At 58.9% G+C, this 26,344-nt stretch carries 28 protein-coding genes and 2 tRNA genes; 9 read left to right on the forward strand and 21 right to left on the reverse strand.

The annotated features are described in order from the left end of the window. From E4L98_RS19150 to E4L98_RS19175, 5 genes are all read right to left on the reverse strand, one after another. Positions 1–1,378 (reverse strand): methyl-accepting chemotaxis protein (locus E4L98_RS19150; RefSeq protein WP_135203146.1); only part of this gene is annotated, 1,378 nt, incomplete at its 3' end. Between the two features lie 639 nt (positions 1,379–2,017). Beyond that, positions 2,018–2,827 (reverse strand): hypothetical protein, encoded by an 810-nt coding sequence (locus tag E4L98_RS19160; protein WP_135203148.1) that lies wholly within the window; start codon positions 2,825–2,827, stop codon positions 2,018–2,020. Positions 2,828–2,933: 106 nt separating this feature from the next. Then, the gene (locus E4L98_RS19165) at positions 2,934–3,338 is read right to left on the reverse strand and encodes a hypothetical protein (RefSeq protein ID WP_135203149.1); all 405 of its coding nucleotides are present in this window, start codon (positions 3,336–3,338) and stop codon (positions 2,934–2,936) included. Continuing rightward, positions 3,335–4,177, reverse strand: a complete 843-nt coding sequence (locus E4L98_RS19170) for a Panacea domain-containing protein (RefSeq protein WP_135203150.1) — start codon at positions 4,175–4,177, stop codon at positions 3,335–3,337. Before E4L98_RS19170 ends, E4L98_RS19165 begins: the two co-directional genes overlap by 4 nt. Before the next feature lie 190 nt (positions 4,178–4,367). Further along, on the reverse strand, positions 4,368–5,000 hold the full coding sequence (locus tag E4L98_RS19175) for a hypothetical protein (protein WP_135203151.1): 633 nt from the start codon (positions 4,998–5,000) through the stop codon (positions 4,368–4,370). A gap of 97 nt (positions 5,001–5,097) precedes the next feature. On the opposite strand from E4L98_RS19175, the gene E4L98_RS19180 reads away from it, so the two are divergent. The 3 genes from E4L98_RS19180 to E4L98_RS19190 are packed head-to-tail and all read left to right on the forward strand — an operon-like array spanning position 5,098 to position 7,285. Then, a complete protein-coding gene (locus E4L98_RS19180; protein ID WP_229257467.1) occupies positions 5,098–5,829 on the forward strand; it encodes an SOS response-associated peptidase in 732 nt (243 codons plus the stop codon). Positions 5,830–5,874: 45 nt separating this feature from the next. After that, the gene (locus E4L98_RS19185; RefSeq protein ID WP_135203152.1) at positions 5,875–6,609 is read left to right on the forward strand and encodes a hypothetical protein; all 735 of its coding nucleotides are present in this window, start codon (positions 5,875–5,877) and stop codon (positions 6,607–6,609) included. A 28-nt stretch (positions 6,610–6,637) separates the two neighbouring features. After that, entirely contained in the window at positions 6,638–7,285 is a 648-nt protein-coding gene (locus E4L98_RS19190) for a DUF4145 domain-containing protein (RefSeq protein WP_135203153.1), read from the forward strand. A 61-nt stretch (positions 7,286–7,346) separates the two neighbouring features. Here the strand turns inward: E4L98_RS19190 and E4L98_RS19195 are convergent, their stop codons facing one another. Further along, positions 7,347–8,135, reverse strand: coding sequence for a DNA adenine methylase (locus E4L98_RS19195; RefSeq protein ID WP_135203154.1), 789 nt, complete (start codon positions 8,133–8,135; stop codon positions 7,347–7,349). 201 nt (positions 8,136–8,336) lie between these two features. Here E4L98_RS19195 and E4L98_RS19200 point away from each other — a divergent pair, with 201 nt between their 5' ends. After that, entirely contained in the window at positions 8,337–8,852 is a 516-nt protein-coding gene (locus E4L98_RS19200) for a hypothetical protein (RefSeq protein WP_135203155.1), read from the forward strand. A gap of 53 nt (positions 8,853–8,905) precedes the next feature. Here E4L98_RS19200 and E4L98_RS19205 read toward each other — a convergent pair whose 3' ends face one another. The 5 genes from E4L98_RS19205 to E4L98_RS19225 all read right to left on the reverse strand — a co-directional run bounded on the left by E4L98_RS19205 (position 8,906) and on the right by E4L98_RS19225 (position 11,513). Next, positions 8,906–9,292: a DUF1353 domain-containing protein gene (locus tag E4L98_RS19205; RefSeq protein ID WP_205746779.1), complete on the reverse strand. Its 387-nt coding sequence runs from the start codon at positions 9,290–9,292 to the stop codon at positions 8,906–8,908. A 35-nt stretch (positions 9,293–9,327) separates the two neighbouring features. Next, positions 9,328–10,032: a hypothetical protein gene (locus E4L98_RS19210; RefSeq protein WP_135203156.1), complete on the reverse strand. Its 705-nt coding sequence runs from the start codon at positions 10,030–10,032 to the stop codon at positions 9,328–9,330. A 61-nt stretch (positions 10,033–10,093) separates the two neighbouring features. After that, on the reverse strand, positions 10,094–10,618 hold the full coding sequence (locus E4L98_RS19215) for a glycoside hydrolase family 73 protein (protein ID WP_135203157.1): 525 nt from the start codon (positions 10,616–10,618) through the stop codon (positions 10,094–10,096). Beyond that, positions 10,615–11,013 (reverse strand): hypothetical protein, encoded by a 399-nt coding sequence (locus E4L98_RS19220; protein WP_135203158.1) that lies wholly within the window; start codon positions 11,011–11,013, stop codon positions 10,615–10,617. Before E4L98_RS19220 ends, E4L98_RS19215 begins: the two co-directional genes overlap by 4 nt. 65 nt (positions 11,014–11,078) lie before the next feature. Further along, entirely contained in the window at positions 11,079–11,513 is a 435-nt protein-coding gene (locus tag E4L98_RS19225) for a hypothetical protein (protein ID WP_135203159.1), read from the reverse strand. Here E4L98_RS19225 and E4L98_RS19230 point away from each other — a divergent pair. The 4 genes from E4L98_RS19230 to E4L98_RS19245 are packed head-to-tail and all read left to right on the forward strand — an operon-like array spanning position 11,512 to position 14,820. Further along, positions 11,512–13,344 carry a ParB/RepB/Spo0J family partition protein gene (locus E4L98_RS19230; protein ID WP_135203160.1) on the forward strand — a complete coding sequence of 611 codons (1,833 nt, stop codon included), beginning with the start codon at positions 11,512–11,514 and terminating at the stop codon, positions 13,342–13,344. The two genes, E4L98_RS19225 and E4L98_RS19230, sit on opposite strands and share 2 nt — an antisense overlap. Before the next feature lie 9 nt (positions 13,345–13,353). Continuing rightward, a complete protein-coding gene (locus E4L98_RS19235; protein ID WP_135203161.1) occupies positions 13,354–13,536 on the forward strand; it encodes a hypothetical protein in 183 nt (60 codons plus the stop codon). Next, on the forward strand, positions 13,533–13,757 hold the full coding sequence (locus E4L98_RS19240; protein ID WP_135203162.1) for a DUF4224 domain-containing protein: 225 nt from the start codon (positions 13,533–13,535) through the stop codon (positions 13,755–13,757). Before E4L98_RS19235 ends, E4L98_RS19240 begins: the two co-directional genes overlap by 4 nt. A gap of 25 nt (positions 13,758–13,782) precedes the next feature. Then, positions 13,783–14,820 (forward strand): tyrosine-type recombinase/integrase, encoded by a 1,038-nt coding sequence (locus E4L98_RS19245; RefSeq protein ID WP_229257468.1) that lies wholly within the window; start codon positions 13,783–13,785, stop codon positions 14,818–14,820. A gap of 81 nt (positions 14,821–14,901) precedes the next feature. On the opposite strand, the gene E4L98_RS19250 is transcribed toward E4L98_RS19245, so the two are convergent. From E4L98_RS19250 to E4L98_RS19275, 6 genes are all read right to left on the reverse strand, one after another. After that, positions 14,902–14,978: transfer RNA gene (locus E4L98_RS19250), tRNA-Arg, on the reverse strand. 69 nt (positions 14,979–15,047) lie between these two features. Next, positions 15,048–15,124, reverse strand: a tRNA-Pro gene (locus tag E4L98_RS19255). Between the two features lie 72 nt (positions 15,125–15,196). After that, positions 15,197–16,549: a phosphoglucosamine mutase gene (gene glmM / locus E4L98_RS19260; protein ID WP_135203164.1), complete on the reverse strand. Its 1,353-nt coding sequence runs from the start codon at positions 16,547–16,549 to the stop codon at positions 15,197–15,199. Between the two features lie 26 nt (positions 16,550–16,575). Continuing rightward, the gene (gene folP, locus E4L98_RS19265) at positions 16,576–17,415 is read right to left on the reverse strand and encodes a dihydropteroate synthase (protein ID WP_135203165.1); all 840 of its coding nucleotides are present in this window, start codon (positions 17,413–17,415) and stop codon (positions 16,576–16,578) included. Positions 17,416–17,487: 72 nt separating this feature from the next. Continuing rightward, positions 17,488–19,371, reverse strand: coding sequence for an ATP-dependent zinc metalloprotease FtsH (ftsH, locus tag E4L98_RS19270; RefSeq protein WP_167761384.1), 1,884 nt, complete (start codon positions 19,369–19,371; stop codon positions 17,488–17,490). A 197-nt stretch (positions 19,372–19,568) separates the two neighbouring features. Further along, positions 19,569–20,264: an RlmE family RNA methyltransferase gene (locus tag E4L98_RS19275; RefSeq protein WP_135203167.1), complete on the reverse strand. Its 696-nt coding sequence runs from the start codon at positions 20,262–20,264 to the stop codon at positions 19,569–19,571. Between the two features lie 42 nt (positions 20,265–20,306). Here E4L98_RS19275 and E4L98_RS19280 point away from each other — a divergent pair, with 42 nt between their 5' ends. Next, positions 20,307–20,771 (forward strand): YhbY family RNA-binding protein, encoded by a 465-nt coding sequence (locus tag E4L98_RS19280; protein WP_135203168.1) that lies wholly within the window; start codon positions 20,307–20,309, stop codon positions 20,769–20,771. 96 nt (positions 20,772–20,867) lie between these two features. Here E4L98_RS19280 and E4L98_RS19285 read toward each other — a convergent pair whose 3' ends face one another. From E4L98_RS19285 to carA, 4 genes are all read right to left on the reverse strand, one after another. Beyond that, positions 20,868–21,347, reverse strand: a complete 480-nt coding sequence (locus E4L98_RS19285) for a DUF4149 domain-containing protein (RefSeq protein ID WP_135203169.1) — start codon at positions 21,345–21,347, stop codon at positions 20,868–20,870. Then, positions 21,347–21,823 carry a transcription elongation factor GreA gene (gene greA, locus E4L98_RS19290; protein ID WP_135203170.1) on the reverse strand — a complete coding sequence of 159 codons (477 nt, stop codon included), beginning with the start codon at positions 21,821–21,823 and terminating at the stop codon, positions 21,347–21,349. The genes E4L98_RS19285 and greA overlap by 1 nt, the downstream gene beginning before the upstream one ends. A 100-nt stretch (positions 21,824–21,923) precedes the next feature. Further along, the gene (gene carB / locus E4L98_RS19295) at positions 21,924–25,142 is read right to left on the reverse strand and encodes a carbamoyl-phosphate synthase large subunit (protein ID WP_135203171.1); all 3,219 of its coding nucleotides are present in this window, start codon (positions 25,140–25,142) and stop codon (positions 21,924–21,926) included. A 3-nt stretch (positions 25,143–25,145) separates the two neighbouring features. Further along, entirely contained in the window at positions 25,146–26,306 is a 1,161-nt protein-coding gene (carA, locus tag E4L98_RS19300; protein WP_135203172.1) for a glutamine-hydrolyzing carbamoyl-phosphate synthase small subunit, read from the reverse strand. Positions 26,307–26,344: the final 38 nt, after the last annotated feature.

Raw genomic sequence — 26,344 nt, forward strand, 5'->3', positions numbered from 1 at the left:
TGGCATGGCTGATCTCGGCCATGATATCGGTCACGCGGCGCACGCTGTCCACCACTTCCTGCATGGTGACGCTGGCCTGCTGCACCAGATCCGAACCGCTGCCGACCTTCACCACCGAATCGTCGATCAGTGCCTTGATTTCCTTGGCGGCCACGGCGGCGCGTTGCGCCAGGTTGCGCACCTCGCTGGCGACCACGGCGAAGCCACGGCCCTGCTCGCCGGCGCGCGCCGCCTCCACCGCGGCATTCAGCGCGAGGATGTTGGTCTGGAAAGCGATGCCATCGATCACCGAAATGATGTCGACGATTTTCCTGGACGAGTCATTGATCGATTCCATGGTATCGGTGACCTGGCGCATCACTGTGCCGCCCTGCTCGGACACCTCGGATGCCGAACGCGTCAGATTGTTGGCCTGTTGCGCATTGCTGGCGTTCTGTTTCACGGTGGAGGTCAGTTCCTCCATGGCGGTGGCCACCCGTTCCAGCGAGCGCGCCTGCTGCTCGGTGCGGATTGCCAGGTCTTCGTTGCCGTGCGCGATCTCGCCCGAGGCATGGCTGATGGCTTCCGTCCCCTGGCGCACTTCGCTGACCAGGCTGGCAAGGCTGTCGCGCATGCTCTTGATGGCGAACAGCAGGCTGCTGTCGTCGCTCGGCTGCAGTTGCACATTCACGGCCAGGTCGCCCTTGGCGATGCGGCTGGCGATTTCGGCGGCATAAACTGGCTCGCCGCCGAGCTGCTTGAGCAGCACGCGCTTGATCAGACCGGCAATCACCACGCTCAGCACGAAGGCCACCACCGCCAGCGCCGTCACCAGGCGCTGGGCGCCACTGGCGTACGCCTCCACCACTTCGCCCGAGGCGGCCGATTGCTTTTGCGCCGATGCCACCAGCACCGCCATGTCCTGCACGATCTGGCGGCGCAGCGGACTGCATTCATTGACCAGAAAACTGCCGTACTCTTCCATCTTTCCCGCTTCGCGGTATTTGCGCGGGCGCTTCAATTCCTCGGCCATGGCGAGCAGACCGGTCTTCACCTTGGCAAACTGGGCGTCGCCACCATACGCGGGCGTCATCTTCTCTGCGGCCGCCAGATAGATGGCTTTCTGTTCGTCGACGATGTCCAGTTCGCGTCTGGCCTGCGCTTCGTCAGTGAAAATCAGGGCGTTGCGCGCGGCCAGTCCGGTCTGGGCCAACGCTTCGCGCGCCACGTACAGTGGTTCCAGACGCTCGGCGGCAATGCGATTATCCTCATGAAAAGCCTTGGCCAGCGAGGACACGCGCATCACGGAAAATACCGCCAGCACCAGCATCAAGGCGGTCAGCATGCCGAAGCCCAGTGACAGCTGGGTGCCGATTTTTAATTTTTTGAACGAATTCATGTGCGTTCCTCAAAAAGTGGGTGAGGTTCGCGACGTCAGGGCGAAGGGAAAACAGCGGAGTCGGGGCGGGGACATGGGCAATATGCCATGAAAAGTTCCCAAAATCAACAAAAATTAAACCAGTAATAGTTACTCGCCCAGCAGTGTGGCATTTGCGGCCAGCGTGGTCGAACGAACGGAAAAAGACCAGCCTGAGCAAGAAAATGCAATCAAACAAGGAGCCAAAATGGATCGCAAACCCGACGAAGCGCGCCCCCTCCAAACTGCCGCGCGCCAGCAAGACCGTGCCTGCAACCTGCGTCACGCGGTGCAAGGCCCGTGGCGCCGCGACTGGCACCCACTGGTAATTTATCGCATGGAGCCGACGGTTTCCATGGCAATACGCCTGCCCTCGCACGAGGCGGGAACCGCAAAGACCGGAAACTAGATGTGGCCTGCCCAGCTGGGTTCGAACCAGCGACCCTCAGCTTAGAAGCCTGTCGCTCTAATTTCGACTTAAGGCTTACGCATCAATGACTTGGCCCAACATCGCCGTACTATTGCGAACAAAGTTCGCCTATCGCAAGTCCTTGATTTAATTAGGATGGGCATCTTTCAATAGTACGGAAAAGCGCTCTGGCCATGTCGGTGCGGAGCCAGTCATCGGACGAATTCTGATTTAAACAAAATAATTGTTCCACGGACGCCATGTAGGATGTTTTGCAACGTGCTCACCAAGGGCGCGTAACGCACTCGGCCACACTGCTGGAATGCCAAATTAGGGATGACTGAAGCTTCCGCTTTAAATTCAGGAGCGGGCTTACCGAGCTTTATTGTGAATACCGGTACGCCCGTTTTACTTAGCTGCTTAGGCCCAAAAGGACCGAATCCGACAATCTCGGGAGATTCTCCAACCCGCCCTTCCTTAGCAGCAATCGCAGGATCTGAGCCAATTGTAATTCTGTCAGCCACGTCAGCCAACGCGGCTACCACCACTAAGAGACGATGCTTATCTGCATTATCGTACTCACTAACAACACTGAGGATAGTGTCATTCGGTACTGGAGTTGTGTACGGTTGCACCGATTCAATGATAGCCCTGGCACTCGGCGCCACTCCCTTCAACTGTCCACGATCACAAGCGTCCTTAAAGGCTTTCCTGGAGGAGCAAATAGGGAACTGATTAGACTTTGTAACCTCGTTACCATTGTTTAAAACAAGAGCAGAAACAAGGTGGTCGAGAGAACTTCGGAGATGGTGGATTACCTCCCCCGCAATAACCGCAATCCGAGGCGGAGGGAATGGCTCGCCGTAAGCGACTAAAGAATAGTCGTGGCCGTAATTATGAAACTCTTGTTCTAATCGTACGGGAAATTTTTCGAAATACGCTGCGCTTTCGACGGACAAAAGGTCCAATAGCTCTTGAGATCTTTCCAATTTTGCCCAGCAACCGCTCATCAAATCAGACATATGCCCTCAAGGTTGAACTTCTACACCAGCCATAATCATAGGCCATTATCGGCCCAGATTTCGACGCGCATCTCCATCGTTGGCAATTTTTAAGCCGTTAGAAAAATCAAGCAACTACGGAGTGAACTGTAGAATTTTCACGCAGTGCATCTAAAACTGCTGCTTTCTTTTTTCCCTTTATCAGAGAATGAGCTTCGTTGGGGGTAAACGGATTGTCCGGGTCCTCAACTAGCGGATCGTGCACAATTTCTTGCTTCCACTCCACTACCATTGTATTCGTCTGCTTTGGATTCACTGGATTACGAATTGCATCACAAACCTGTATCGATACAATCACGCTCTTGCCATTCTTTACGTGAAGTGAGGTCTCAGGCTTTTCTTGCAACTTTCTCCAATCGCACGACATCTCCTTGTCGTTAAAGATCGACAACGGAATCCCCTCTTGCCCTTCAGGGAAAGCAGCAGGTTTTGCGTACCTGTACAAAACTTCACCGTCTGCAATTTGTGTCATACCAGCACCTTATAATACGGCGTAAAATCCTCATCAAACTCAGTAAAGGAAAACTCCTGACTTTCGAAATGCCCTTCCTTTTCGACATCAAACTCTACTAAGTCATCGTTATGCAGGTGTAAATAAAGAGAAACCTTAGTGTTCTTGAATTCCAGGCCCACCCCGCCTGATGGTATCGGACCTAAGAGCATCTTTGGGACATCAGGCTTAGGTCCAGATGCAAAGATGAATCTCTCCAAGCCAGCAACAAAGCGACGGGCGCCGTCACAAACTTTTTCTGACGGGGCAACCGACCTGCCAGAGATCCAATCGTCGCCCAGCTCTGGTAATCCCTTTAAATAATCGAGCCGCTGCGCAACCAACTCATGGAAAGCGAACTTTTGACGTGCATCAGCGAGGTACTCCTCAATACTAGTAAACGACCCGAAGTAATTTCGAAGCGAATCCTTATCGAGCACCCTATTAGCTTGCGGTATGTACGTCGATGCCCAAGGGGTATCGGCATGCGAAAACTCAATGAGCTTACCTTGGCCTACCACTGCCAGTGCAAGGACGACCGTCGACAAAAACTTAGCCACGTCGTCACTGACAGGCGCTAGCTTTTCTTTGCCAGGGCCACCGATGAGGTTGTATCCGTAACCTTTAAATTTGTGCCAGATAGTAGTATTTACTGGGCCATACTCCCATGCATAAAGAGTTTCGGAGAACAAAGGTTCACCGAACTGCGCCAAATGGAAACCTTGCGCGAAATAAAGAATCTTTTGAAGCTCTCGATTACTAAACCCGCCATAGGGGCTTAGCTCGAGCACATGGTCAGCGACCTGTTCGATTGTTAGCATAATATAATCTTTCTTGGGTTTTAGTTTCTATGTAGAACTAAACCTTCTGCGCGATGGTCAACTAAAAGTATGAAAAAGTCAATAAACTTTACACATTTTGCCAATTACTGTGTTTGCATACAGTACCATAGCATATGACGGAAAAGCGTGCCGCCCACATAGTAGAACCTGGGCGAGGCCGGCCGCCGCCCTACCTTAGCGCCCGATACTCCGCCTTCGTGAGCTGCCGCTCCTCGACGTCAAATTCACACAGCCAACCGTCTCGTTCCAGCAACTGCGGTTGGTCCTGCCAAGCTTCCCGAACACGCAGCCCGCCTAGGGCAAAGCTGGACTCACCCATAAATTCGATATGGCATTCGATAATGCGCTTGGCGGCGAACGTGGATATTTGATGGCCGTGCACTTCGGCACACGTCGTATGTCGCTGCAACGCGTTGGAATACTCACCGGCCACCATGAGCTTCCCGCGCGTGCCGGTGGCTTGGTGCAGCGCCGCGCGCGGCAGCCGCACTCCGCACACATAGGTCTCCTTCACCCTAAACCCCACGGCGTTCTCAGGTGGTAGCAACTCACATACCCAAGTCTGAGCTACGCCTCGGATTTGGCTTTGCTGCGTGCGCAACTCCTGCACGCCGCTTAGAACCATCTTCCATCCCTTGAGCTGGACCAATGCCGGCAGTTTCAGTTGCGCGAGGATGCGCTGCTCCCCCAAAGGTAGCAGCCTAGCGACCTTAATAGGTCTGCGGTTGCCTTCCTCTGTTATCTCGACCACCACAAGCTGGAGCACCGAAGCCCCCTCCACCGCCGGCACTGCAGCCGACAACGCGGCGCCATCCTCTCGTCGCCGTACCACGCGCGCCCTCATCCATTGCCCCTATCAATATAACTGTATATATATACAGTATATCAAAGAGGAAATCGTGTACCATATATTTATGTGTGGACGCCTCGATCAAAACGGCATTAGCCGACTCCTAGACAACTTCGACTGGGTAGATGAGCTATTGAACCGCAGCCAGGCCGCCAGCCAGTGGAACGTGAAGCCAGGTACATATCGACCGGTTCTGCATATTGAAGATGGCCGGCTGGTCGCCGATGACTTGTTTTGGGGCTACAGGTCATTATGGGCCGCCGAACAAACGCCAGTTCCGCCAAAGAAAAAAATCAGCATGACGCCGAACGCCAGGCGGGAAAAGTTACTTGGCCCCTACTGGAAGCCGCTGTTGCGCCGAGGGCGCGGGGTGGTGTGTGCCGCAGGCTGGTATGAGTGGACCGGCCCCAAAGAATTGCGACAGCCCTGGCACATTCATCGCAAGGACCGTGAGCCGCTGTTTCTGCTGGCAGTGGCTAATTTCGGCCCGTACAAGGTGCGGCCCGAAGAAGCGGGCTTTGCGCTCGTCACGGCCGACTCACTGGGCGGGATGGTTGACGTGCACGACCGCAGGCCCGTGGCGGTCAGCGCCGAGGACGCGCGCCGGTGGCTTGACCCATCGATCACCGTCGAGGAAGCCGAGAACATCGCCCGAACAGCGATGCTCGACGTCGAGTTGTTTGAGTGGTACCAGGTGAGCCGATCCCTGAACGTCGGCGGGGAAGGCCCTGAAATGGCGGTGCCGCTGACTGCATCACAACCAATTCAACTAGATATCTGAAGCCGCCAGCACATCGCCGATCATCGCCTTACACAATTAAAATCTATGTCAAAGAAGACCCGTCAACCGCGCGCAGTAACAGATCCCGACCAGGTACAAAAAATTGGACGATTCTTAGATGATAGTGCGAATGACTATATCGCCGCGCGTACCCTTTTATTGAATCAGCTACCTCAGCAGGGCGCGATCCTAGGTAGCACAGCAATAGAAAAAGCGTTCAAAGCTATATTGGTCGCATACGGCCAGCCGCCTGGATTCGGCCACCTCCAGGTGGCACACTGGAATCAAGTTAAAAATCTCGCCCCCGATTACTTCAAGCTGCTGAACAGAGATTTCCTCAAATTGAACCAGAAGGTCTACTTACTGCGGTACACCGACGCAGTACCTGTCGGGTACAACATCGTTATCGCGTCGCGCGAGTACCTGTGGGAGTTGGACAAAACAATCATGTCGCTACAGCGGAGGTTCGTTACTCAGGCGGAGGAAGGCAAAACACGCCTGAGAAAGATAGAAGCGCTAATCCAAGAAAACGACCGTCGAATTTTGACAGATAACAACTTCGTCTTCGATACAAACGACAACGTATTCGACTACACAAAGCCGCAGTTGATTTACGAACTGCGCCGGCATGCCCAACACGCTCTGATCGAACTACAGTATGTTGCTGATACAGTGCCAGTCGACGCAGCTGCTGGCTTCCTTCGAGCTGGGGCGCACGTAGCCGCCGACGATAGGACTGTAACTCAAGCATTTGCAAGAATTGGGCACCCGCACCAATAAGCTCGCACATACCGCATGGAATTCATTGATGATTAATTACATACAAGCGCACTGCAACGTCTGCGTAGGTTTTCGTAACCATCAGGTGATCGCCGCCGAGACTCGGATGCATCATTACTATGACGAAGATGACGATAGCGGAACTGATGTCGAGGAGGCAGTGAAGCTCGCAAAGTGCTGCGGGTGCGGCGCCTTCACTATGATCCAGACCATGAGCGATGGGCATACTATAGAGCGCAACCAATTCCCATCACCCGCGTCCAGAAGAGTACCGGAATGGCTGTTTGAAATTTTTTTAGAAGACAAGGTTGAGAATCCAGTAAAGCATGCCTTCATCAAGGAAATCTACACTGCATTAAGCACAGGATCGCTTCGCTTGGCCACGCTGGGAATACGCGCGCTCCTTGAGCATGTGATGATAGAACACGTCGGCGACAAGAAGACCTTCGGTAAAAACCTCGACGCCTTTCAAGAGGACGGGTACATCTCAAAAAAGCAAAGAGAGGCAATTGAGCCTGTGCTCGAGGCTGGCCACGCAAGCATGCACCGTGGATTTGCACCCACTTACCAGGACGTCACGCACTTGCTCGACGTAACGGAGAACCTGCTGCAATCCATTTATATCTATGGCCCTCGCTCTGCAGCACTTAAAATCCCACAACGCGCGAAGTCATGACGACTTGCACGGAAAATATCCTGTAAGTGCAGACGTCTGCACTCACAACGCCTCCCTAACCTTAGAACAAGCCGACCGGATCGGCTTGCTTATCCCAGCTATAAATAATCAACTCCTGCCGCTCGACAGCCTTGCCGCCACCACCGACGGTATAGGCGATGCCGGTGGTGTCCATCTGAAAGCTCGCGAACGCCCTTCGGATATCCGGGTGGTCGTTGATGCTGAGGATTGCTTTGCCCTTCAAACGCCCCATGAGTTCCGCCATCCGCTCGTATTCCGAGAAAGGAAAGTCCACACCATAGCCTTCGGTCTCCCAATACGGCGGGTCCAGGTAAAAGAGCGTGTGCGGCCGGTCGTAGCGCTCCATGCACTTGTGCCAGTCCAAATTCTCAATGTACGCGCTGGCCAAGCGCAAGTGCGCGGCCGATAGATTCTCCTCGATCCGTAGCAGGTTGATCGGTGGCGCCGTCGTCGCCGTACCCCAGGTCTGTCCCTGCACCTTGCCGCCGAACGCTTGCTGCTGCAGGTAGAAGAAACGCGCAGCTCGCTGAATGTCAGTTAGTACGTGCGGCGGAGTATCCTGCATCCATTTGAAAACGTCACGGCTCGACAGCGCATACTTGAACTGGCGGACGAACTCCTCCAAGTGGTTCTTCACCACGCGGTACAAGTTGACCAGGTCGCCGTTGATATCGTTGATCACCTCCACGTCGGCAGGCGGCCGCATGAAATAAAGCGCGGCGCCGCCGGCAAATACCTCGACGTAGCAGGAATGTGGTGGAAATTGAGGAATGAGACGGTCGGCCAAGCGACGCTTGCCGCCGATCCAAGGAATGATTGGTATTGCCACTAGTAAACCTTATTTTTACATTTGTGCTAGACTTCCGCCGCCCTCCGGAGGGTGGCAGAGCCTTGCTTGGTTCACTGGCTTAGACAGTGGATTGAGGCCAAGCGCGGCTGTTGACGCAGCCGTACTTGGCGCTCTGTTCTATTTCATAAAAAACATGCAATAATCGTCGACGCGCGATAACCCTAGATAGCGGCGGATTTTATGCAGACACGTTCAAAAAGGACATTCCCAACGAAGGCGAAGGAGCAGAAGTCCCGCTTCACGCCTCTGGGCATCATCGCCGCCTTTCTCGGTGTGACGGAAGTGGCAATGGGCTACACCATAACCAACACAACTGGCCAAGTGCAGTTACTACTGACCTACTTCGCTATCGGGTTTCCGCCGGTAATCTTTGTCGGCTTCTTTGTCCTTTCGTATTTCAAACCGGAAGCGCTGCTGGCGCAACCTGATTTTGCAACAGCAACGGAAGCCACCGAATATCTGATTGCACTGCGCGGCTTCGTGCAAAAGGCGGAAGTCGAAGCTACAAACATCTTCGCCTCGGCGGAGGAAATGAAAGCGCTCGCTGCTCAGACGAAGATCTCGCTCGACACTACAGAGGACCTACGCGTCAAACTCACAGAACAAGTAAAACAGCTAGAGGACATCGCGTTGGTGGCGCAAAACGCCCAGACCGGAGCCAACTTGTATATGGCGAGAAATCACGGCGGTTTGTGATATCGAGCGAAACCATTAAGACGAGCAGATGTGCGTGCGTATTAACCGCAAGTCTAGACGATACGCCCCGCGACGATTGAGTGGCCGGTACTGCGGCCATCTTCTAGCCAAGCCGAACGACCACCGACTACTACCCCAGCATAAATTCCGGCGCGTCGCCACGCCGGAATGCCCTCCACCGTCATCGCCTCCAGCAGCACCGTGTTAGCTGTCGCCTCATCGCAGATTTCATGGTGGTGAAACAGCCAGTCATGGATAGCTGCCGCGCGATGGCTCGTGTCTCCGAACAGCCAGTATGCGAACGGGATACGCGGCACGCTCGCGTAGTCGGTCAGGAAGCCTGCCTCGACCTCGATCTGCCGGCCGAGGACATCCGAGTAATACCGCAGGGGCGCGGTCAAGCGCCAGATGCCACGGCCACTGCTGGCTGTATCGTCCACACATTCCACTTCCAGGGCGCTGAGAAAAGCTGCGCTCACTTCGCGCCCACCGCGCCTTCCAGCGGCGCAGATCCGGATTGCACCGCTGCGCCGACACCTAGCACGCCATCGGACGTCACGGGCGGCGGAACCATCGACGCCGCGACGAAGCCGGGATACACCTTCAAAATCGCCGCGATGGTTTCCGCGTTCAGCGGCGCCGTCACCGGATTGAAGCACAGCGCCTGCCAACCCTTCAGGCGGTCTGCATTGGCGCCGTACAGGCGCAACCAGGTGCCAATCGGGATATCGCGGCAGATAGTGCGCTCCGACGACTGGACGACCGTTTGCGCCATCCCTTCCTGCACGGCGCTTACGTTCTGCGGCACCAACGAACAAGCGGACAAGACGGCCAGCGTGCACAGAGCCATCACCATCATCATGCTCACGCGGGCGAACCCAGCCTGCAGGCCACTCGCCGACTCGGGGCGCATGGGCGGTGCCGGCGGCAAAGCAGTCTGCCTGCCGCACACCATCACCGCCTGCTCGACCGCCACGGGCGAAGGCGCTGGCACAGCTGACGCGTCAGCCGCGTCTTTCATATTGCGCAGCGCCAGTCCAATGGTGCCGGTGGCCATGCCAACGTTGAACACCAGGAAGTCATGACGCAGGGACGGATCGAAGAACGCCATCAGCGCCCACACCGCATAGCCTACGAAGCCAATCAGGACGTGCAGAATCAATTTCTCTTTATGAGACATACAAACTCCAGGATAAGGAAAAAAAAGCCGCTGACGGTCGCGCAGCGGCTGTTGAAAGCGATTAGCGCTGGGAATCCAGACCAATCAGGTTGTGACCGCGCAGCACCTGCAGGACCTTGTCCAAGTACGCGGGATCGGTGGCGTAACCGGCGGCGGCGATCTGCATGGCGAACCACGCGGGCCGGGCCAGCGCCGCGCTGTTGCCGCACTTGACCAGCAGCTGCCGGCCTGCCGGCGAAGTCCAATCAGGCGGCGCGAAACAGGCCGCGTAGCGCTTGTTCTTTTTCAGGAACGCTGCGTGGTCCTCGACGCTTGCCTGCCAGCTCGGATACATGCGCCACTTCGCCGGCACCAGTACCGTGCGGCCGGCGACGTATTCCTGGCTGGCCATCTGCCAAGCCGCTCCGGTCCAGCTCGCATCGGCTTTGATGTTGAACAGGTTCAGCGCGTTGACCGCCGGCTTCGCGGTCCCCCAGCCAGATTCCAGCGCCGCCTGGGCGACAACGAAGCTGGCTGGGATACCGGTCACCTTGGCCGAAGCGACGGCGGCCGGCGCCAGTTGCGCGATAAAATCGTCCGGCTTCATACGAGGTGTACCCCCATCTTCGCCAGGCCGAGTGCAACAGCGACAGCCAGGCCCGTGCGCGCCAGTTCCCACAGCCAGCGGTTGCGCTCTTTCAGCTCGTTCTCGATGCGGCGGGTTTCCGCTGCGCCAACGTTGGTGGCCAGATCGGTGATGCGCTTGTCCAGCTTGCCAGCCGTTTCGTTGACGGCGCGGAATTGCTCGAAGACGCGCTTGATCGTGCGGCGATCCTCTGCGCGTTCGGCTTCCAGCACCGCCAGCTTGTGCATGTCGTTGGCCACCTGCAGCAGCGCGGATTTGACCTCGCTGAACATTTCCTTCAAAAAGCCGACTTCGGTTTCCACCCGTGCCAGGCGTTCCTGGTCAGAGTGCGAAGGGGCGTGTGAATCTCGGTGCATAACTTCCTTTCAGCAGACAAAAAAATAGCCGCCCGAAGGCGGCTGTTGGGAGAGTGAAGCGTTCGTTACTGCGGGATGCCAGCGAGGATTTCCCCGATTCGCTCCGCGCCGGCGAGGATGCCGGCGCCAGGGCCAGGCTCCACCGGCGCGGCCAGGTATTCGATTGCCTCGCGCACTGACGCCAGGTTCGGGTCGGTCGGCTTTTGCAGCTGCACCGACAGCTGATACATCGCCCAGAATTCCTGCACCAGTGGGTCGACCGACGTCTTGATCGCAATGCGCTCCGCTGGCTTGAACGCCATGTAGAGCGTCATCGGTGTGAGCAGCGGCAGCACTTGTGCGTCGGAAGCGTCCTCTACTACCTCGACGGTAAGCTCCCCCTCATGCGCGACGGTCACCGTCATGGTCCCCGCTCGCCAACAGCCGTGTTCCTCATCGTAGACCGGCATATCGGCCCCGCAGTCGATGTGCGCATGATCGTTTTTCAGGAAGTATTTCATGCGTACCCGCTTTAACTTGGAGGCGCTGCAGCAGCTGTCGGAGAACATCGTCGAGGTTGGCATCCTGCAGCCGATCCTCATGCGCCCCGTCACTCCGACCGCAGAGGCCCCACAACTATTCGAGATCGTCGCCGGTGAGCGCCGCTTCCGCGCGGCTTGCATGGCGGGGCTGTATGTCGTCCCTGCGAGCGTCAAGACGCTGACCGATAAGCAGGCGGCAGAAATCCAGTTGCTGGAGAACATTCAGCGCGAGAATCAGCATCCACTGGAAGAGGCTATCGGCTTTGAACAATTGATGCTCAATCACGGTTACAACGCCGACCAGCTGGCCTCCAAGGTGAAGCAGTCCCGGTCCTACGTGTACGGGCGCCTTAAGCTGTGCGCCCTGGCAAACGGCGTACGCGACGACTTCCTAGACGACAAGTTCAGCGCATCAATTGCGCTGCTGATCGCTAGGTTACCGACGCCAGCGATGCAAGTGCAGGCTGCGCAAGCAATCATCGACGGTAACCGCTATACCGGCGAGCCGATGTCGTATCGCTCCGCACAGCAGCATATTCGCCATAACTATATGCTCGATATTGGGAACGCCGTGTTTCCTATCAAAGACGCGCGATTGGTGGAAAAAGCCGGATCGTGCGAGACCTGCAAAAAGCGCACCGGCAATCAGCCGGACGTCGATCCCAATGAAGACGATGACGACGAGGCAGCGGACTACTGCACCGAACCGGCGTGCTATCACGAGAAGACTGCAGCCTTTCAACAGCGCAAACGCGACGAAGCCGCGAAGACCGGCCAGAATATTATCGTTGGCGATGAGGCGAAGAAGATCATGCCAAACAGCTACGGAAGCCTTCGCGCGGGCTGGTCTGATATCGACAAGACGATGTACCTTTCCAGCGGTTCAACCAACTACAGAACGCTACTGCAGGACAAGCTGCCAGAAATCTCCCTGCTTGAGTCGCCATACGTCAAGGGCACATTCTTGAGCGTCGCTCGCACCGACGAACTGGAGGAACTGGTGGAGGGCGTAATCGGCGCCGGCAAAACCGACGCTGCGCGCGCGGCGCTGGACAAGGTACGCGAACAGAAGTCCGAGCGCGAAGCTGGCATCGAGCGTAAATATCGCAAGGAACTCTTTGAGGCCGTACGGGTAGCTCCAATTGGCCTTGCAAATCTGTATGACGAGCGGATCGTAGCTGGCCAACTGTACCGCAGCCTGGGCCAGCAGGAAGAGGCACATCTGCGCAAGTTCTGGAACTGGGCAGGTCCTGAGTACGAGAGCGGATACGACAACGAGAAGAAACAATACGTCAACGGCACCAACAAAATCCTCGCTGAAATTCATCAGATGAGCGTCGACCAGGCGAAACAACTGATTCGAGACGTCGTGCTGATTCGGGAAACCGCCGTCTTCACCTATACACGCAATCTGGAAGAACCGGTCCAGATGCTGGCAGCGGCGGCGGAACAAGGTGTGGACGCTGCGGCGATCCGAGCAACGATTGCAAAAGAAGCCAAGGCCAAAGAGAAAGAAAAGGCAGCAAAGCAGAAAGCAAAGGCAGAAAAGAAAGCAGCTAAGAAGCCGAAGCAAGCGGAGATACCGATGCCACCCCCGGCCGAACAGCCAGCGCCGGCCACTGATGGCGATACAGAAACGCCAGCCCGATCGGGCGAGGCAGCGGCGCCGCGTGAAAAGCTGAAGCTGAAGGCGAAGCCAAAGACCGAGCAGCCAGTAGAGCAGCCCGTTGGCACCCTCGTGACGGTCAAGAAGACCCGTGTAGTTCCAGCAAGCGCTTGGCCTTTCCCAACCGGCCCTCAAAAAATGTAAGGACTGACTATGGACCGCAATATCATCGCAATTAATCACCACTACGCCAACCGAGAAGCGGCTATCGCAATTGCCTGCTATTCGGCGGCCGCACACAACGGCCTCGCCAACAGCCAGGCCGACAAGTGCGACGATGGCTCGCATGCTTGCCCTACTTGCCCGTTCTTGCAGCCCAACCAGGTGAACCAATGAGTATGTTTCTTGACGCGGACGAGGTCAGGGACCTGACGAACCGCATACAACGCCAAGCACAGGCCAAAATGCTGCGCAGTTTGGGAATCACCTTCAAGGTGCGCGCCGACGGCAGCGCTTTGGTACTGCGCTCGCACGTCGAGAAGGAACTCGGCGGCGGCCCGCCAGCTGCAGCGCGTGCGCGCGAGTTCACGCCGAACTGGGGAGCTGCGAATGCCTAGAAAGCGGAACAAGGAGAATGCCGGCTTGCCATCGCGCTGGAAGCACGCACACGGCGCGTACTACTATCAAGTGCCGCCTGGGATGGAGAGCCGCTGGGATGGCAAAAAGCTGTTCCGGCTTGGTGCGACGCTACCGGCAGCCTACGCCGAGTGGGCCAAACGCCTCGAGGTGGTCGACGCCGCGAAGTCGATAGGCGCCCTGCTTGACCGCTACGCTCTTGAAGTTGTGCCTACCAAGTCGCCGCGCACCCGCGTAGAAAACCTTCGCGCAATTAAGAATCTAAAGGCCGTGTTCGGCGCGGCGCCGCTGACCTGGTTGCGGCCGCAGCACGTCTACCAGTACGTCGACACGCGCAAGGCTAAGAAGATCGCCGCACATCGGGCCGTCGACGTCTTATCTCACGCATTCACAAAATGCGTGGAATGGGGGCTGATTGACCGCCATCCGTTTAAGGGTGAAGTGCGCCTCAGCGGAGAGGAGTCCCGCACGCGCTACGTAGAGGACTGGGAGTTGATCGAGGTACTGGTGCTGCCTAGTAAGCGTAAGAAGGGCAGCGTGCTGATGATGCAGGCTTACATCCGCCTAAAGCTGCTCACGGGCATGGCGCGCAGCGATCTGCTGCGCTTGGAACCGGACGTCCATTTCAAGGATGACGGAATCCACATCACGCGCCACAAGACCGCCGGCAAGACAGGCAAGTCTACGATCTACGAATGGAACGACGACCTGCGAGCTGCAGTCGCGACCGCCATCGCGGTGCGCTCGTCCGCCAGCTCTGCGTTGTTGTTCTGCACCCGCGACGGCAGCAGCTACATTGACGAAGTGAAAGAAACCGCATCCGGCTGGGATTCCATGTGGCAGCGGTTTATGGTGCGTATCATGAAAGAAACGAAGCTTGAGGACCGCTTCACAGAACACGATCTACGCGCCAAGTGCGCCAGCGATGCCGAGTCACTTGAGCATGCACGCGCCCTGCTTTCCCACGTCGACAGCCGTGTCACCGACCGCATCTATCGCCGCAAACCGGAGCGGGTTCAACCGGCCAAAATCGGGTTTGAATAGTACAGCGACGTTTGAATAGTACAACGCCTATTTATTAGGCGTTGCACTCGGCACGTAACTCATTGATTATAGATAGGAATTTGGCCTGCCCAGCTGGAATCGAACCAGCGACCCTCAGCTTAGAAGGCTGATGCTCTATCCAACTGAGCTATGGGCAGTACGCTGCGGGAACCCGCGGCGGAAATGAAAAACGGGCTGTCCGCTAGGACAACCCGCTTTAGAGATTTTGGTCGGAGTACAAGGATTCGAACCTTGGACCCTCTGGTCCCAAACCAGATGCGCTACCGGGCTGCGCTACACTCCGATAAAAGCTATTTTAGTCCTTACGGCGTTCGGCGTCAATCGAAGCGGGCGATTTAATTTCATTGATGAAATTTTACGCAGCCAGCCTGGTCTCCAGCGTGTCGGCGATGCGGCGCGCCATCGACTTGGCGGCATCAGCGTCGCGTGCCTCGACCATCACACGAATCAGCGGTTCGGTGCCGGACGCGCGGATCAGCACGCGGCCGCTGTCGCCCAGCTCGGCTTCCACTTTTTCCTTTTCGGCCAGCAGCGCGGCGTTTTTGGTCCAGTCGGCGCCGGGCGTGACGCGCACGTTGATCAGGGTTTGCGGGAACAGTTTGAGGTCGGTGCAGCACTCGGCCAGCGGTTTGCCGGCGCGCTTCAGCGCCGACAGCACCTGCAGCGCCGAGATGATGCCGTCGCCGGTGGTGTGCTTGTCCAGGCACAGCAAGTGGCCCGAACCTTCGCCGCCCAGAATCCAGCCCTTGTCCTGCATCACTTCCAGCACGTAGCGGTCGCCGACCTTGGCGCGCGCGAAGCCGATGCCCTTCTGTTTCAGCGCCACTTCCACCGCCATGTTGGTCATCAGGGTACCCACGGCGCCGGCCACCGGGCCGGTGGCCAGGCGGTCCATCACCATCAGGTACAGCAACTCGTCGCCGTTGTACAGGCGGCCGTTGGCGTCGCACATGATCAGGCGGTCGGCATCGCCATCCAGCGCGATGCCGAGGTCGGCGTTGTTGGCCACCACGGCGGCGGCCATGGCGTCCGGCGCGGTGGCGCCGTGCTCGAGGTTGATGTTGAAACCGTCCGGCTTGTTGCCGATGGCGATCACTTCCGCGCCCAGCTCATGGAACACGTGCGGTGCGATGTTGTAGGCCGCGCCATGGGCGGTATCGACCACCACCTTCAGGCCGCGCAGGTCCAGCTCGGTCGGGAAAGTGCTCTTGCAGAATTCGATGTAGCGGCCCTGGGCGTCGTCGAGGCGCTTGGCGCGGCCCAGTTTTTCCGACGGCACGCAGTGCATAGGCTGATCGAGCTCCGCTTCAATATCGAGCTCGACCGCATCCGGCAATTTCGTGCCCTGGTGCGAGAAGAATTTGATGCCATTGTCCTGGAACGGGTTGTGCGAGGCGGAAATCACCACGCCGGCCGACAGGCGCAGCGCGCGCGTCAGGTAGGCGATGGCCGGGGTCGGCATCGGGCCGGCCAGCATCACATCGACGCCGGCGGCCGAGAAGCCCGCTTCCAGCGCCGCCTCCAGCATGTAGCCGGAAATGCGCGTGTCTTTGCCGATCAGGACGGTCGGACGCGCGGCGCCGCCGGCGTTGCTGCTGGCCAGCACCTTGCCGGCCGCATAGCCCAGGCGCATGACGAAGTCCGGCGTGATCGGCGCCTCGCCGACCAGGCCGCGGATACCATCGGTACCAAAATATTTACGTGCCATTTTGTAATCTCTTATCGTTATCGGTGTTATTTCGCTGCCTGCCACACTTTCAGCGCGTCGACAGTCTCCGCCACATCATGCACGCGTACGATCAGCGCGCCTTGCGCTACCGCAGCCAGGGCGCCGCCGACGCTGCCGGCCATGCGCTGCTCGACCGGCTTGCCAGTCACCGCGCCGATCATCGACTTGCGCGACAGGCCGGCCAACAGCGGCATATCGAGCTCGGCGATCAGACGCGCGGTGGCGTTGAGCAAAGCGTAATTATGCTCCACAGTCTTGCCGAAACCAAAACCCGGATCGATGCAGATGCGGCGCGGGTCGATGCCGGCTGTCAGCAACGCCTCCACGCGTTCGCGCAGGAAGGCGATCACTTCCGCCACCACGTCGGCGTAGGACGGCGCCAGTTGCATGCGCTGCGGGTCGCTCTGCATGTGCATCACGCACAGCGCGCAGTCGCTGTCGCGTACCGCGTCGATCGCGCCCGGTTCGCGGAAGCCGTTGATGTCGTTGATCATGTCGACGCCGGCGATGATGGCTTCGCGCATCACCTTCGGCTTGTAAGTGTCGATCGAGATGGCCGGACCGAGGTCGCGCAGGGCGTACAGTACCGGCATCACGCGGTTCAGTTCTTCCTCCTGCGACAGCGGCGGCGCGCCCGGGCGGGTCGATTCGCCGCCGATATCGATGATGTCGACGCCGTCCTTGACCATCTGCTCGGCATGACCCAGCGCGAATTCCAGCGTCTGGTAACTGCCGCCATCCGAAAACGAATCGGGCGTCACATTGAGGATGCCCATCACACGCGCGCGCGCGCCCTGCCCCCGCCACGGGTAATTAAAACGGCCAAACTGTAAGGTGGATCGCATGCTGAAACAAGGGTAATAAAAAAGGGCGAGGATTGCTCCTCACCCTTGATGTTGAGTGCCGTACCGTCTGGCTTACGCCGGTGCGGTCACGCTGGGCGATACGCCGGTGCCGCCATCGCTCGGAGGCTGCTTGCGGATCGACACGCCGGCTTTCGGCGGACGCGGCTCCAGGCCGGCCATGATGTCGTTGATCTGGTCCGCATCGATGGTTTCCCATTCCAGCAGGGCCTTGGTCATGACTTCGACCTTCTCGCGGTTGCTTTCCAACAGGTTGCGGGCCAGCGCATACTGCTGATCCAGGATGGCGCGGATTTCCGCGTCCACCTTCTGCTGGGTGGCTTCCGAGATGGTCTTGTTGGTGCCGCCCAGGAAACCGTCGTTCTGGGTATCTTCGTACACCATCACGCCCAGCGCGTCCGACATGCCGAACTTGGTGACCATCGAGCGGGCCAGCTTGGTGGCGCGCGAGAAGTCGTTCGAGGCGCCGGTCGACATCTGGCCGACGAAGATCTCTTCCGCGATACGGCCGCCGAACAGGATGGAAATCTCTTCCAGCATCTTGTCCTTGTAGCCCGAGATATTGTCGTGCTCAGGCAGCTGCCAGGTCAGACCCAGTGCCCAGCCGCGCGGCATGATGGTCACCTTGTGAACCGGATCGGCCTTCGGCAGCAGCTTGGCGACCACCGCGTGGCCCGATTCGTGGTAGGCGGTATTGCGGCGTTCTTCCTCGCGGATGACCATCGACTTGCGCTCGGGACCCATGTAGATCTTGTCCTTGGCATCCTCGAAGTCGGCCATGTCGACCAGGCGCTTGGAGCGGCGCGCGGCAAACAGCGCCGCTTCGTTGACCAGGTTGGCCAGGTCGGCGCCCGAGAAGCCCGGGGTGCCGCGTGCCAGCACGTCGGCCTTGACGTCGGTGCCGATCGGCACTTTGCGCATGTGCACGTTCAGGATCTGTTCGCGGCCGCGGATGTCCGGCAGGCCGACATTGACCTGGCGGTCGAAACGGCCCGGACGCAGCAGCGCCTTGTCCAGCACGTCGGCGCGGTTGGTGGCGGCGATCACGATCACACCCGATTGCGCCTCGAAGCCGTCCATTTCCACCAGCAACTGGTTGAGCGTCTGTTCGCGCTCGTCGTTACCGCCGCCCATGCCGGCGCCGCGATGACGGCCGACCGCGTCGATCTCGTCGATGAAGATGATGCACGGCGAATGCTTCTTGGCGTTCTCGAACATGTCACGCACGCGGGAGGCGCCGACGCCGACGAACATTTCCACGAAGTCCGAGCCGGAAATCGAGAAGAACGGCACTTTGGCTTCGCCGGCGATGGCGCGCGCCAGCAGGGTCTTGCCGGTGCCCGGAGGACCGACCATCAGCACGCCGCGCGGAATGCGGCCGCCCAGCTTCTGGAACTTGCTTGGATCTTTCAGGAAGTCGACGATCTCGGCCACTTCTTCCTTGGCTTCGTCGCAGCCGGCAACGTCGGCCAGGGTGACGGTATTGTTGGTCTCATCCATCATGCGCGCCTTCGACTTGCCGAAGGAGAAAGCGCCGCCCTTGCCGCCGCCCTGCATCTGGCGCATGAAGAAGATCCACACGCCGATCAGCAGCAGCATCGGGAACCAGGACACGAACACCTGCTGCAGGAACGATGGCTCTTCCGGCGGTTTGACGTCGAAGTGCACGCCGTTGTCGCGCAGATCGCCGATCAGGCCGCGGTCCAGGATGGTGGCCGTGGAGCGGACCTTGGTATCGTCGCTGCGGGTGGCGGTGATGTTGCCGCCTTCGATCACGACATCCTTGATGCGCTTGGCTTTCACGTCATCCAGCAGGTCGGAATACGCGATGGGCTTCGCTCCGCCAGTGACGCCATGGCTATCGAACTGCTTGTACAGCATAAGCAGGAGCAGTACCACGACTACCCAGATGGCTGATTTGGAAAACATGTTATTCACGAAAACTCCTTGGATGCGGGCCGCATCGTATAAACCTGGCTGATATCCGATTTTACTCGCAATAAGCAGGCCTTGCCAGAAACCTGCCGTGCGCCGGTGCTAAACCGGTGGAAAAGCACATTATTTGACCAAATTACCCGTGTAATCAAGATAAAACTACTGTTCCGAAGAGGGATGTGCGGCTTGTTCAGCAAATATCAAGGGCGCCAGCCATCGGAATCCAGGGGCTGGGCCGAGGCCATGCCACCATCGGTGGGATTTTTCAGACCGCGGCCGAGCAGGAATATCTCGGATGACTTGTCGCGGCTGGCTTTGGGTTTCTTTTGTATCACTGTTTTGAATTCGGCACGGAATTTATGCACGATGTCGTTGAAACCCATGTCTTTAAAACATTTGACCAGCAAGGCGCCGTTCGGTTTCATGTGGGCCTGGGCGAACTCGATGGCCAGATCGATCAGATGCTCCATGCGCGCGGCGTCGGCGTCGTGGATGCCGGACAGGTTGGGCGCCATATCGGACAGCACCAGGTCGACCTTCTCGCCCTGCACCACCGCCTCCAGCTGCTGCAGCACGTCCGGCTCGCGGAAATCGCCCTGGATGAAGTGGAAATCGGCGATCGGCTCCATCGGCAGGATGTCCAGGCCGATCAGCGTGCCGTGCACGCCGCCGCCCTCCTTGCCCGACAGCTTGCGGCGGGTGTACTGGGCCCAGCTGCCCGGCGTGCAACCGAGGTCGACGATGATCTGACCCGGTTTGATGAGTTTTTCATCCTCGTCGATCTCTTTCAGCTTGAAAGCTGCGCGGGCGCGGTAGCCCTCTTTCTGGGCCAGTCGCACATACGGATCGTTAATGTGGTCGTGGATCCAGTTTTTATTTATTTTGTTCTTAGCCATTCGCGTAAAATACTGCCTTTAAGGAACCTGTTAAATTATATTATGATCAAACTGACACCCGCTGAGCGCAGCGCACTGCGCGCCGAGGCTCACGGCCTCAATCCCATCGTCCTGATCGGCGAGGCCGGCCTGACCGCCAACGTCATGAAAGAAATCTCGCTGGGTCTGGACTCGCATGGCCTGATCAAGGTGCGCGTGTTTGGCGACGACCGTGAAGCCCGCATCGCCATGTACGAAAAAATCTGTGAAGAACTGGGCGCGGCCCCGGTGCAGCACATCGGCAAGCTGCTGGTCCTGTACCGCCCGAAAGTGGAAGCGGAAAAGACCCGCGCCTCGAAAGGCGGCGGTCTGCGTGAAGTCACCATCGTCAAAGCCAGCGCCAGCGGCACCAAAAAGCCGTCGGTGACCAAGGTACTGTTGAAGGGAAATGAACGCGTGACCCAGGGCGGCAACATCAAGCGCGCCAAAACGCGCCAGAAATCCACCAAGAAAACCGTCCTCAGCTAAACAATCCGGGGTCAGTTCTGCCAATCGCACACGGCCTCTACCGTAAGCTCGCTTACGGTAGAGGCCGTGTGCGATTGGCAGAACTGACCCCGGATGTTATTGCTTCAGCACCAGCCAGGCGGCCAGCAGACTCTGGATCAGGTAGATCGTGCTCGAAATGCCGTGCAAGATGCCGAATTGATTGCGCGCCGCCCCTTCCATCACCCCGCCCGGACCAGCCGCCGCGCGCAGCGACGCCATCATCGGCTGCAGGCCGAAGTGCGAGACCAGCGTGCAGGCCAGCATCACCAGCACGATGATCAGCAGCGAACGGCGCGCTTTCGCCGCCATGTTGACCGCCGAGCCGGCAAAAATCCCCTGCGTGCCCGGCTTGGTTGCCCACAGCAGCAACAGCATCACCAGCGCGCAGGCGATCGACAGCCAGGCCTGGTTGGTGAACAGATTGCCGGCGATGGTGCCGGCCAGCACGCGGTCACTCAGCGTGGCGAACAGGGTCGGCGCGGCCAGGTAGCCCACCGCCCAGAGACTGCCGGCCCACAGCGTGGCAACCAGCAAACGAGTGCGGGCGAGCAGCATCAGACGTAGCGGACTTCCAGAATTTCGTATTCGCGCGGACCCGCCGGGGCCTGCACTTCCACCACGTCGCCGGCCGATTTGCCGATCAGCGCGCGGGCGATCGGCGAGGTCACCGATACCTTGTTCAGTTTGATGTCGGCTTCGTCCACGCCGACGATCTGGTAGCTGACCTTGTCGCCGGACTCGAGATCTTCCAGATCCACGGTGGCGGCGAACACCACGCGGCCTTCCGCGTCCAGGGTGGTCGGGTCGATGATCTGGGCGGTACTCAGCTTGCCTTCCAGTTCCGCGATACGGCCTTCCACGAACGCCTGGCGCTCCTTGGCGGCATCGTACTCAGCATTTTCCGACAAGTCGCCATGCGAACGCGCTTCGGCGATCGCGTCGATCACGATGCGGCGTTCTTTGGTCTTCAACTGGTGCAACTCTTCTTTCAAGAGCTCTGCGCCGTACTTGGTAAGTGGAACTGAAGTCATGTTGTTTATTTACTCTGTTTTTACAATGGAAAACCACAGAGGCCGCGCCAAGCTGCAGCGCGGGCTCTGTGGTCCGGGTGCTACCTAAACCTGCTAAACCTTAGTGTAAGGTTTTATGCAGTCCTTGTAAATCGTACACCTGCAATTCGTCCAGATGGCGGATGCCTTCCACCGCCGCCTCGGCGCCGGCGATGGTGGTGTAGGTGGTCACGCGCGCCGCCAGCGAGGAGGTACGGATCGCGCGCGAGTCGACGATGGCGTTGCGCTTCTCTTCGACGGTGTTGATGACCAGGACAATTTCATGGTTCTTGATCATGTCCACCACGTGCGGACGGCCTTCCACTACCTTGTTGACGGCGGTGACCGGAATCCCGGCCGCGGCGATCACGGCGGCGGTGCCCTTGGTGGCGGCCAGGGTGAAGCCCATGTCCACCAGGTCGCGCGCCACTTTCACGGCGCGCGGCTTGTCCGACGATTTCACCGACAGGAACACCTTGCCCGACTTCGGCAGACGCACGCCGGCGCCCAGCTGCGACTTCACGAACGCTTCGCCGAAGGTCTTGCCGACGCCCATGACTTCACCGGTCGATTTCATCTCAGGGCCGAGGATGGTGTCGACGCCCGGGAATTTCACGAACGGGAACACGGCTTCCTTGACGCTGTAGTACGGCGGCACCACTTCGGTGGTGATGCCCTGCTGCGCCAGCTTCTGGCCGACCATGCAGCGCGCGGCGATCTTGGCCAGCTGCAGGCCGGTCGCCTTCGACACGTACGGCACGGTGCGCGAGGCGCGCGGGTTCACTTCCAGCACGTAGACCACGTCCTGGCCATCCTGCTTCTGGATCGCGAACTGCACGTTCATCAGGCCGACCACGTTCAGACCCTTGGCCATCAGCGAGGTCTGGCGCTTCAGTTCATCGATGGTGTCCTGCGCCAGAGAGTACGGCGGCAGCGAGCAGGCCGAGTCGCCCGAGTGCACGCCGGCCTGTTCGATGTGCTCCATCACGCCGCCGATGAAGGTGGTGTCGCCGTCCGAGATGCAGTCGACGTCGCACTCGATGGCGTCGTTCAGGAAGCGGTCCAGCAGCACCGGCGAATCGTTCGACACCTTGACCGCTTCGCGCATGTAGCGCTCCAGGTCGCGCTGCTCGTGGACGATTTCCATCGCGCGGCCGCCCAGCACGTAGGAAGGACGCACCACCAGCGGGTAGCCGATTTCCTGTGCCAGCGCCAGCGCTTCGGCTTCGGTGCGCGCGGTGCGGTTCGGCGGCTGACGCAGACCCAGGTCCTGCAGCAGCTTCTGGAAACGCTCGCGGTCTTCGGCCGCGTCGATCATGTCCGGCGAGGTGCCGATGATAGGCACGCCGTTGGCTTCCAGGTCCAGCGCCAGTTTCAGCGGGGTCTGGCCGCCGTACTGCACGATCACGCCGGCCGGTTTTTCCAGCTCGACGATTTCCAGCACGTCTTCCAGCGTCAGCGATTCGAAGTACAGGCGGTCGGAGGTATCGTAGTCGGTCGACACGGTCTCCGGATTGCAGTTGACCATGATGGTCTCGTAGCCGTCTTCGCGCATGGCCAGCGCGGCGTGCACGCAGCAGTAGTCGAATTCGATACCCTGGCCGATACGGTTGGGGCCACCGCCCAGCACCATGATCTTCTTCCTGTCGGTCGGGTTGGACTCGCATTCCTCGTCGTAGGTCGAGTACATGTAGGCGGTGTTGGTCGCGAATTCGGCGGCGCAGGTGTCCACGCGCTTGTACACCGGACGGATGTTCAGCGAGTGACGGTACTTGCGCACTTCCGCCGCGGTGGTCTGCAGCAGGAAGGCCAGGCGGCGGTCCGAGAAGCCCTTCTGTTTCAGCTTGTACAGCGTGGTCTTGTCCAGCTGTTCCAGCTTCTGGGTGTCCATCCACAGTTCCAGGTCGACGATCTCTTTAATCTGGATCAGGAACCATGGGTCGATCTTGGTCAGCTGGTGCACTTCTTCCAGCGTGAAGCCCTGGGCGAAGGCGTCGCCCACGTACCAGATGCGCTCCGGACCCGGCTCGCCCAGTTCCTCTTCGATCTTCTCGCGGTCCTTGGTCTTTTCGTTCAGGCCATCGACGCCCACTTCCAGGCCGCGCAGCGCTTTCTGGAACGATTCCTGGAAGGTGCGGCCGATTGCCATCACCTCGCCCACCGATTTCATCTGGGTGGTCAGGTGGTGGTCGGCAGTCGGGAACTTCTCGAAGGTGAAGCGCGGGATCTTGGTGACCACGTAGTCGATCGACGGCTCGAACGAGGCCGGAGTGGCGCCGCCGGTGATCTCGTTGCGCAGCTCGTCCAGCGTGAAGCCGACGGCCAGCTTGGCCGCTACCTTGGCGATCGGGAAGCCGGTGGCCTTGGAGGCCAGCGCCGAGGAACGCGACACGCGCGGGTTCATTTCGATGACGATCATGCGGCCGTCCTTCGGATTGACCGAGAACTGCACGTTGGAGCCGCCGGTATCCACGCCGATTTCCCGCAGCACCGCCAGCGAGGCGTTACGCATGATCTGGTATTCCTTGTCGGTCAGCGTCTGCGCCGGGGCGACGGTGATCGAGTCGCCGGTGTGCACGCCCATCGGGTCCAGGTTTTCGATCGAGCAGATGATGATGCAGTTGTCCGCCTTGTCGCGCACCACTTCCATCTCGTACTCTTTCCAGCCCAGCAGCGACTCTTCGATCAGCAGCTCGTTGGTCGGCGAGGCTTCCAGGCCGCGCTTGCAGATCTGTTCGAATTCCTCTTCGTTGTAGGCGATACCGCCGCCGCTGCCGCCCATGGTGAACGACGGGCGGATGATGGTCGGGAAGCCGACTTCCTTCTGCACCGCCCACGACTCTTCCATCGAATGCGCCACGCCGGAACGGGCCGAGCCCAGACCGATCTTGGTCATCGCATCCTTGAACTTCGAACGGTCTTCGGCCTTGTCGATGGCCTCCGGGGTGGCGCCGATCAGCTCGACCTTGTACTTGTCCAGCACACCGTTGCGGTGCAGGTCCAGCGCGCAGTTCAGCGCGGTCTGGCCGCCCATGGTCGGCAGGATCGCGTCCGGCTTTTCCTTGGCGATGATCTTTTCGACGATCTGCCAGGTGATCGGCTCGATGTAGGTGACATCGGCCATTTCCGGGTCGGTCATGATGGTCGCCGGATTGCTGTTGACCAGAATGACGCGGTAGCCTTCCTCGCGCAGGGCCTTGCAGGCCTGGGCGCCGGAATAATCGAACTCGCAAGCCTGGCCGATCACGATCGGGCCGGCGCCAATAATCAGAATACTTTTAATGTCTAAGCGTTTTGGCATTTCTTATTTCTCCGTAGCTTCCATCAGGCCGATGAAGCGGTCAAACAGGTAAGCGACGTCAGTCGGGCCAGGCGAAGCTTCAGGGTGGCCCTGGAAGCAGAACGCCGGCGTGTCGGTGCGGGCGAAGCCTTGCAGCGAACCGTCGAACAGCGATACGTGGGTCACGCGGCAGTTGGCCGGCAGCGTGTTCGGATCGACCGCGAAACCGTGGTTCTGCGAGGTGATCATCACGTGCTTGCTGTCCAGGTCCTGCACCGGATGGTTGGCGCCGTGGTGGCCGAACTTCATCTTCAGCGTCTTGGCGCCGGAGGCCAGGCCCATGATCTGGTGGCCCAGGCAGATGCCGAACAGGGGAATCTTCTTGTCCATGAAGACCTTGGCGGCGGCGATGGCGTAATCGCATGGTTCAGGATCGCCGGGACCGTTTGACAGGAACACGCCGTCCGGGTTCATGGTCAGCACTTCTTCGGCGGTGGTCTGCGCCGGCACCACGGTCACCTTGCAGCCGCGCGCGGTCAGCATGCGCAGGATGTTCAGCTTGACGCCGAAGTCGTAGGCGACCACGTGGAATTTCGGGTCTTTCAGCTTGCCGTAGCCTTCGCCCAGCTGCCACTCGGTGTCGGTGAATTCGTAGGACGACTTCACGCTCACCACCTTGGCCAGGTCCATGCCGGTCAGGCCGGGGAAGGAACGGGCCAGGTCCAGCGCCTGCGATTCCGACGGCTCGTTGCCCTGGGTGCCGACCAGGATCGCGCCCGACTGTGCGCCCTTCTCGCGCAGGATGCGGGTCAGCTTGCGGGTGTCGATGCCGGCGATGGCGACGATGTTCTCGGCCTTCAGGTAATCGGACAGGGATTGGGTGGAGCGGAAGTTCGAGGCCAGCAGCGGCAGATCGCGGATGATCAGGCCGGCGGCGTGGACCTTGGAGGATTCGACGTCTTCCGGGTTGATACCGTAATTGCCGATATGCGGATACGTCAGGGTGACGATCTGGCGGCTGTAGGAAGGATCGGTCAGGATTTCCTGATAGCCGGTAATGGAAGTATTAAAGACCACTTCACCGGTCGTATGGCCGGCAGCGCCAATGGAAAAACCTTTGAAGATGGTTCCGTCAGCGAGGGCCAGTATGGCTGGAACGGCGGGGCCAGAAAAAAATGGCGGCAAGGGCAACTCCTGATAAAGTTACCGTAGCTGCGCCACGT

This window comes from Duganella callida, assembly GCF_004614165.1.
GTDB classification, from domain to species: domain Bacteria; phylum Pseudomonadota; class Gammaproteobacteria; order Burkholderiales; family Burkholderiaceae_D; genus Rugamonas; species Rugamonas callida.

What these genes read in the sequence shown, in the direction of transcription:
- carB (WP_135203171.1), bottom strand. Translation starts at nt 25,142, where the DNA reads ATGCCAAAACGCTTAGACATTAAAAGTATTCTGATTATTGGCGCCGGC.
- E4L98_RS19240 (WP_135203162.1), top strand. Translation starts at nt 13,533, where the DNA reads ATGAGTATGTTTCTTGACGCGGACGAGGTCAGGGACCTGACGAACCGC.
- E4L98_RS19285 (WP_135203169.1), bottom strand. Translation starts at nt 21,347, where the DNA reads ATGCTGCTCGCCCGCACTCGTTTGCTGGTTGCCACGCTGTGGGCCGGC.
- E4L98_RS19235 (WP_135203161.1), top strand. Translation starts at nt 13,354, where the DNA reads ATGGACCGCAATATCATCGCAATTAATCACCACTACGCCAACCGAGAA.
- greA (WP_135203170.1), bottom strand. Translation starts at nt 21,823, where the DNA reads ATGACTTCAGTTCCACTTACCAAGTACGGCGCAGAGCTCTTGAAAGAA.
- E4L98_RS19200 (WP_135203155.1), top strand. Translation starts at nt 8,337, where the DNA reads ATGCAGACACGTTCAAAAAGGACATTCCCAACGAAGGCGAAGGAGCAG.
- E4L98_RS19210 (WP_135203156.1), bottom strand. Translation starts at nt 10,032, where the DNA reads ATGTCTCATAAAGAGAAATTGATTCTGCACGTCCTGATTGGCTTCGTA.
- E4L98_RS19220 (WP_135203158.1), bottom strand. Translation starts at nt 11,013, where the DNA reads ATGCACCGAGATTCACACGCCCCTTCGCACTCTGACCAGGAACGCCTG.
- E4L98_RS19215 (WP_135203157.1), bottom strand. Translation starts at nt 10,618, where the DNA reads ATGAAGCCGGACGATTTTATCGCGCAACTGGCGCCGGCCGCCGTCGCT.
- E4L98_RS19275 (WP_135203167.1), bottom strand. Translation starts at nt 20,264, where the DNA reads ATGGCTAAGAACAAAATAAATAAAAACTGGATCCACGACCACATTAAC.
- E4L98_RS19230 (WP_135203160.1), top strand. Translation starts at nt 11,512, where the DNA reads ATGCGTACCCGCTTTAACTTGGAGGCGCTGCAGCAGCTGTCGGAGAAC.
- glmM (WP_135203164.1), bottom strand. Translation starts at nt 16,549, where the DNA reads ATGGCACGTAAATATTTTGGTACCGATGGTATCCGCGGCCTGGTCGGC.
- E4L98_RS19160 (WP_135203148.1), bottom strand. Translation starts at nt 2,827, where the DNA reads ATGTCTGATTTGATGAGCGGTTGCTGGGCAAAATTGGAAAGATCTCAA.
- E4L98_RS19225 (WP_135203159.1), bottom strand. Translation starts at nt 11,513, where the DNA reads ATGAAATACTTCCTGAAAAACGATCATGCGCACATCGACTGCGGGGCC.
- E4L98_RS19280 (WP_135203168.1), top strand. Translation starts at nt 20,307, where the DNA reads ATGATCAAACTGACACCCGCTGAGCGCAGCGCACTGCGCGCCGAGGCT.
- E4L98_RS19185 (WP_135203152.1), top strand. Translation starts at nt 5,875, where the DNA reads ATGTCAAAGAAGACCCGTCAACCGCGCGCAGTAACAGATCCCGACCAG.
- E4L98_RS19190 (WP_135203153.1), top strand. Translation starts at nt 6,638, where the DNA reads ATGATTAATTACATACAAGCGCACTGCAACGTCTGCGTAGGTTTTCGT.
- E4L98_RS19170 (WP_135203150.1), bottom strand. Translation starts at nt 4,177, where the DNA reads ATGCTAACAATCGAACAGGTCGCTGACCATGTGCTCGAGCTAAGCCCC.
- folP (WP_135203165.1), bottom strand. Translation starts at nt 17,415, where the DNA reads ATGCGATCCACCTTACAGTTTGGCCGTTTTAATTACCCGTGGCGGGGG.
- E4L98_RS19165 (WP_135203149.1), bottom strand. Translation starts at nt 3,338, where the DNA reads ATGACACAAATTGCAGACGGTGAAGTTTTGTACAGGTACGCAAAACCT.